The sequence below is a fragment of the Collinsella sp. AF02-46-1 genome (genome assembly GCF_003465825.1).
In the GTDB taxonomy this organism is placed as follows: domain Bacteria; phylum Actinomycetota; class Coriobacteriia; order Coriobacteriales; family Coriobacteriaceae; genus Collinsella.
This window is the reverse complement of sequence record NZ_QSBV01000034.1, coordinates 1-6,234: the sequence shown is the minus strand read 5'-3', so window position 1 is coordinate 6,234 and position 6,234 is coordinate 1. Positions and strand designations below refer to the sequence as shown.

Here is a 6,234-nt window from a genome sequence, read left to right as displayed (position 1 = left end):
TATTTGCTCAATGTGTTCGGCTGAGATCGGAAATCAACCCCTGATTTTATGGCAAACGGTAGGGGTAAAAAGAATGGGCCTCGTGACTCAAGATCGCGAGGCCCATGTTCGTTCGCTGTAGTAATAAATTAGTAGCGTACGAAGATGTAGTTGTTGTTCATACCGGCTGCGACGGAGCTGATGATAACGCCCGTTTTGTAGTCGGAAGCATGGATCATCTGGCCATTACCGATATAGATGCCGGTATGGTAGGAGTTAACCACAACATCGCCGGGTTGCGGATCGGACACACGGGTCCAACCCATGAAAGTGCCGGTGGTGCCCAGACGGCAGTAGCGGCCCGTGAGGCAATAGCTTACAAAGCCGGAGCAGTCAAAGCTGTTCGGTCCAATGCCGCCCCAAGAATAAGCGCAACCCAGCTTGCTATAAGCGCGAGAAACAACGGTACCGCCGTCAACGGACTGGCTCGGTGCGGAAGGCGTCGGAGTCGGAGCGGGCGTCACGGGCTGCGGCGTGGGGGCAGGAGCGGGCGCGGGCGCAGGCGTGTTGCCGCCGCCGTTGTTGGTCGTACCGCCACCATTGTTGGTGTTCTCGGTCGTACCGGCGGTGTCGTTGCTCACCGTGGCCTTTTCGGCGGTGCTGGCATTAATGCCAGCCTGCAGCGCAGCGTTGGCCTCGGCCTCGGCAGCAAGCTCGGCCTGCAGCTGTGAATCCAGGGAGTTCACGACATTCTGGGCCTCAGCCTGCTGGGCATTGAGCTCGTCGACTTTCTTCTGCGTCGCGGCGACGTTCTTCTCCTGCTCGGCCTGCTTATCGGTGAGCTGCTGCTTAAGGTCCTTGACCTCTTGGATGGTCTGGGCCTGCTTGTCGGACACCTTGCCGTAGTAGAACAGACGGTTGAGCATATCGCCCAGATCGTCGACACCCGTCAGGACCTGAAGGAGACTCAGGCCGCCGGTCTTGTACTCACCGGCAACGTAGCTCGAAAGCTTTGCCTGGCCTTCGGCGATCTCTTGCTGCTTTTGCGTAATCTCGCCTGCAGTCTGATCAAGCTCCTGCGTCTGTGCGGAGAGTTCATCGTGAATTTGCTGGGTTTGCGTGCCGATCTGCTCGAGTTTAGTACGAGCAGCGGCAAGGTCGGATGCGGTATCGGCGTAGGCCGGAGCCACGAGGCCCAGGCCCAAAACACAAGCGAGGGTTGCCGTAGCAGCGCAGCGTGCCATGTTTCTGTGCGTGTTTGCTGTGCGCATGTAGCTTCCTTTCCAGTAACTAAGGGTAACGGCTAGTCCACCGTCACCAGGCTAAAGAGCTCAACATCGTCGTCAGTCGGCGTGAGCTTCTTGCGCGGGTTGAGAAACGCAAGCTCAAGGATACAACCGTAGCCCACAAGCTTTGCGCCCATATCACGCACCAGTTTACCTGTTGCCTCGACGGTTCCGCCCGTCGCGACCAAGTCGTCCAGAATCAACACGGTATCTTTAGAGCTGATGGCATCGGCGTGAATCTCGATAGAATCCGTTCCATACTCGAGCTCGTAGCTCTCGCTTATCGTCTTGCGCGGCAGTTTGCCGGGCTTACGTGCGGGTACAAAGCCGGCACCTAGGGCGACGGCCACGGGCACACCGACCATAAAGCCGCGGGCCTCGGGTCCTACGACCTTGGTAATGCCCATATCGGCAAAATGCTCGGCAAGGGCATCCACCATGGCCCTCAGGGCCTCGGGATTGCCAAAGAGCGGTGTGATGTCCTTAAAGACGACTCCGGGCTCGGGATAGTCGGGGATATCGACGATATGAGATTCGAAGTCGTACATGGCGTGACCTTTCATGGATTGCCGGGTGGACGGCGATTATTTACCCGTGTTAGCAGACGGGTTATGCGAGGGGACGACGACCTTGGACGGTTGCACGAGCGACTCCTCGTGCGCGGCAACCGCGGGGACGCTTGCCCCATCGCTTTTAGCCTTGGTGGATTCGGAACGTGCAATCTCCTCATCGAGTGCATCAATGTCGGCGTCCTCGACCACGGCGTTGAGCGACTCAAAGACACGGTTCTTAAGGAGCGCGGTATGCACACCCTCGGTGAGGTCGTGCAGCTTCTTAAAAGCGCGCTCGAGCTTGGCGTCGCGCTCATCATCAGAGGTATCCATGCCGAGCATGCTCACGAGAACCTGCTCAAACATCGAAGACTCGCGGTTTGCCGACGATACGTACTGACGCAGGTTGCGCGGCTCAATGTGGAAGCGCGACAGCTCCGAGCAGTAGCGGATAATCGGGAAATCTCTGCCATCGACGAGCTCTCGGTTCTGCGGGCTCTTGATGATGCGGATAAGATCGTTCTCGGCAAGGGAGCGGATAAACGAAATCTCAACACCGAGCATGTCGGGGATCGTCTCGATGGGGTGCAGCTTTTGCTTGGTCTCCTTGGGCTCCGTCTTAAGCGGAACATCGGACAGAAGACCCACCTCGTAAGCCAAAGTGGACAGGTCCGTTGCGTTTTCCAAGCGCTGCTTAATGACGTTGAGCGGCATGTAGCGGGTCTTCTGCAGGTGCAGGATGACCTCGAGACGGTCAACGTCTTCCTTGGAGTACTGGCGATACCCCTTAGGCGTTCGATGAGGGGTGATGAGCCCCTCATCTTCTAGAAATCTAATTTTTGAGTTCGATAGATCGGGGTATGCGCCTCGAAGTAGATTGACGACTTGGCCGATACTCAGATAGTTGCGTTCGGCCATGCCCTACTCACCGGTTTCGATGCGCTCCGGCGTGCTCTCGTGGTAGATGAGCGTAAACGTACCGATCTGGACGGAAGAACCATCGTGCAGCGGGGCCGCGTTGACAATGGCGCCGTCGACCCAGGTGCCATTGAGCGAGCCCAGGTCCTCAATGCGAGCGCCGAGGCCCTCGCGAATAATGCGCGCGTGGCTACGCGAAACGGTCATGTCATTGAGGAAGATGCCGTTCGCAGGATCGCGGCCGATGGTGGTCACGTCGTCCTCGAGCTCAAAGGCGGCACCAGTCTGCGGACCCTTGACGATGGACAGAACGGGTGCGGTGATGCGCACGTTGGCCATGAGGTCGGGAACGGTGACGTCGCTTGAAGGCACGCGGAATACGCAGGTAGCGTCAGCAGTCTTATCATTCTGAGGCATATTGTTAACCATGTTGTCCATGACAACCCCTAACTTATCGCGGACGTGCCGCAAATAATGAACCGTACGTAATCATACCCCAACGAATCAGTCTTCGATTTCAGGGTTCAGAAAGTCGATGTCCTCGTCCTCGGGATGCGCGAGAGCCTGTTTAATGGCCACTCCGCCCTTAATGGAATAGATGACAGCCGTGAGCATGGAGAAGATCACGCCGCCGTACACAAAGAAGATGCCGAGGGGCACCGAGCTTCCGTTGAGGCCCGGGAAGGCCGTAAGGGTTGAAGGTAAAAGATGCAGGCCGTCAATAACGGGGAACCCGAGCAGCATGAGCGAGAAGCCGGTCATGAGCAGTGCAGTGGCAATCTTTCCGGGAAAGACGACATCGATGGGGCGACGGTGATAATGACGCACGATAAGCGTGCCGATGCCCAGATAGATGTCGCGGCCAATAATGAGCACGCAGACCCAGATGGGCAGCTCTCCGCGGACCACCAGCCCAAGTACGCCGGTGAACAGCAGCGCACGGTCGCAGATGGGATCCATGACCTTGCCGAGCCACGAGACCGTCTTGGTCATGCGGGCGATCTGACCGTCCATCCAGTCGGTAGAGGCGGCAACGGCGTAGATAACGATGGCGATGACGCGGTTGTTATCCGTCACAAACAGGTACAGAAATACCAGGGTGAGGATCAGGCGCGTAAAGGTGATGAAATTGGAGATCGTAAAGATCTTATTCGACGGGTAATCGGAAGTGCCGATAAGCTCCTTTTTGATCTTCTTTTTGATGCCCACAGGACTCCCCCGCTGGTTAACGACAAAACTTTCGATACTATACCCGTTCCGGCGATGTCTATCCAGCGTATGCATAGAGAGTCCAGACATATGGAGGATGCTACTGGGTTGTGCGGGATTCTGCATTTGTGTACATCAGCCTCCAAATATGACATTTTTCGGCATCTTTGATGGCTGATGTACACGTTTTGATTCGGTGATTACATCGATCGGGAAAGTTGTTGCCTTAAGCAAATTAATTCATGATGTGCGGGTCGAGAAGGGTTGGCGCCAAAAGAGCCCAACGGCCGTTACGGCTTCGTTAGAAACGCGCCCCACCATGGATGGTGAACCCGAAAGGTAAGGCGCGCGGGCACGGTGACTCGGCCCGCGCTCCCGGAAGAGAAAGGATAAACCCATGGGTTACATGCTCGAGACGCGTGGGCTCACCAAGCGCTTCGGCCGCGGCGACCAGGCGCAGGACGCCGTGGCCGATGTGAGCCTTCATATCCGCGAGGGCGAGGTGTACGGGCTGCTCGGTCCCAACGGCGCCGGCAAGTCGACAACGCTCAAGATGATCTGCGGGATGCTGCGGCCGACGGCCGGGGAGATCCTCTTTGCCGGGCACGCCTGGCGCCGCGAGGACCTCTACGCAATCGGCAGCCTCATCGAGGAGGCGCCGCTCTACCCCAACCTCACCGCGCGAGAGAACCTGCGCGTGCGCACCACGCTGCTGGGCCTTCCCGAGAGCCGCATAGATGAGGTGCTCGCCGCCGTGGACCTCGCGGACACCGGGAAGAAGCGCGCCGGGCGCTTCTCGATGGGCATGCGGCAGCGCCTGGGGCTCGCACTGGCGCTGATCGCCCGGCCACGCCTGCTCGTGCTCGACGAGCCCACCAACGGCCTCGACCCCATCGGCATCGAGGAGCTGCGCGACCAGATCCGCGGCTTCGCGGCGGCGGGTACGACGGTGATCGTCTCGAGCCACATCCTCTCCGAGGTGCAGCAGATGGCGGACACCATCGGCATCATCTGCGGGGGGCGCCTCGCCTACGAGGATGCGCTTCGTCCCGGACAGGACCTCGAGGAACTCTTCATGAGCTTCTGCCGGGAAGGGCGACGAGCGCGCGGGGAGGTGGCGGCATGACGGGTGAGAAAGGCGGCCTGCTCGCGGGCCTGCGCGCCGAGGCCCTGAAGTCGCGCCACGCGGCACCGGTTCGCCTGGCCGTGCTCATGGCGCTGCCGATGCCGCTGCTCGGCGCGATGCCCTACCGGGGCGTGCAGATCTTTAGCGCGTGGAACTACTGGTACGCGCTCTTCCTGCCCGTGTCTCTATCGCTTGTGGTGGCGTGCGTCGCGCGGGCGGACGCTCGCACGCGGATGCGGGGGCTTCTGGGCCTGGGCTTCCCGCTCGGGCGAGCCTGGTGGGCTAAGGCGCTCTGGTGCCTCGCTCTTTGCACGCTCTCGAACCTCGTGGTCTTCGGCATCTACCTCGCGGGATCGGCGTTCTCCTCGCAGGGTCTCACGGCCGCGGGCACGCTCACGATGCTCCTCTGCGCGCTCGCCAACACGGTGACCGCGGCGTGGATGATCCCCGCAGGGCTCTTCCTCACGGCGCGGCTCGGCATGCTCGCGGGCATCTTCTGCCCGCTCGCCGCGCAACTCGTGGGTGGGTTCGCCTGGTCGTTGGTGCCGCTGCTGCAGCTCTTTCCGCCGTCGGCGAACATGGTCATCCCCACGAGCTTCATCCCCGTGCTGCCGAGCGGCGAGCCGCTCGCGGCGGACATGGCGCTCGGCGGGGCGCTCATGGCGGACGGCATGCTCACGCTGGCGGGCCTTGCGGTCTGCGCGCTCGCGTTCGCCGCGCTCACGGCGGCGGGCGCGGCCTGGTTCGCGCGCTCCGAGGAGAGGTGATGGCCATGACACGACTCTCCGACCCGACGCCGCGCATGACTCTCCCGCGGGCCCTGCTCTCCGAGGCCCTGCGCCTGGCGCGCTCCCCGCTCGCGGCGGTGCACCTCGCCTGCGGCCTGGCGGCCGGTCTTGCCTGCGGCGAGTACTTCTCCGTAACCCGATGGGACCCGGCGCTGGGCGCGGACGCCTACGCCCAGTTCCTCGGCGCCCTCATGCCGCTCATGTCCGCCATCGTCTGCGGGCTCACCGTGGACGAGGAGCGCGCTGCCGGGCGCCTCACCAACCTCACGGCGGTCCCCTCGCGAGGGCGCGCCGTCGCGGCGAAGCTGCTCGCCCTTGCGGCGCTCGGCGCGGGCGCGCTGGCCGTGGCGCTCAGCGTGTTCGGGGGCGCGCTCGCC

Annotated in this window: 7 protein-coding genes and 1 pseudogene; 3 read left to right on the top strand and 5 right to left on the bottom strand. The window is 61.2% G+C overall.

Features of this window, described 5'->3' with window-relative positions:
- Window positions 1-128: 128 nt before the first annotated feature.
- The 5 genes from DWV20_RS09590 to DWV20_RS09570 form a co-directional block, all read right to left on the bottom strand.
- A complete protein-coding gene (locus DWV20_RS09590; RefSeq protein WP_118238516.1) occupies window positions 129-1,250 on the bottom strand; it encodes an NlpC/P60 family protein in 1,122 nt (373 codons plus the stop codon).
- Window positions 1,251-1,282: 32 nt separating this feature from the next.
- Window positions 1,283-1,813 carry an adenine phosphoribosyltransferase gene (locus tag DWV20_RS09585; protein ID WP_199411499.1) on the bottom strand — a complete coding sequence of 177 codons (531 nt, stop codon included), beginning with the start codon at window positions 1,811-1,813 and terminating at the stop codon, window positions 1,283-1,285.
- Between the two features lie 36 nt (window positions 1,814-1,849).
- Window positions 1,850-2,734 carry a MerR family transcriptional regulator gene (locus DWV20_RS09580; protein WP_117759889.1) on the bottom strand — a complete coding sequence of 295 codons (885 nt, stop codon included), beginning with the start codon at window positions 2,732-2,734 and terminating at the stop codon, window positions 1,850-1,852.
- Between the two features lie 3 nt (window positions 2,735-2,737).
- Window positions 2,738-3,172 carry an FHA domain-containing protein gene (locus DWV20_RS09575; RefSeq protein WP_006236002.1) on the bottom strand — a complete coding sequence of 145 codons (435 nt, stop codon included), beginning with the start codon at window positions 3,170-3,172 and terminating at the stop codon, window positions 2,738-2,740.
- Between the two features lie 66 nt (window positions 3,173-3,238).
- Complete coding sequence (locus DWV20_RS09570) at window positions 3,239-3,943, bottom strand: CDP-alcohol phosphatidyltransferase family protein (RefSeq protein WP_089573364.1); 705 nt, start codon at window positions 3,941-3,943, stop codon at window positions 3,239-3,241.
- A gap of 397 nt (window positions 3,944-4,340) precedes the next feature.
- Here DWV20_RS09570 and DWV20_RS09565 point away from each other — a divergent pair, with 397 nt between their 5' ends.
- The 3 genes and pseudogenes from DWV20_RS09565 to DWV20_RS09555 all read left to right on the top strand — a co-directional run.
- Window positions 4,341-5,069 (top strand): lantibiotic protection ABC transporter ATP-binding protein, encoded by a 729-nt coding sequence (locus DWV20_RS09565; RefSeq protein WP_055250122.1) that lies wholly within the window; start codon window positions 4,341-4,343, stop codon window positions 5,067-5,069.
- On the top strand, window positions 5,066-5,836 hold the full coding sequence (locus DWV20_RS09560) for a hypothetical protein (RefSeq protein WP_118256878.1): 771 nt from the start codon (window positions 5,066-5,068) through the stop codon (window positions 5,834-5,836). The genes DWV20_RS09565 and DWV20_RS09560 overlap by 4 nt, the downstream gene beginning before the upstream one ends.
- A pseudogene (locus tag DWV20_RS09555) lies at window positions 5,836-6,234 on the top strand (lantibiotic ABC transporter permease); the annotation flags it as partial. The gene DWV20_RS09560 and the pseudogene DWV20_RS09555, both read left to right, overlap by 1 nt.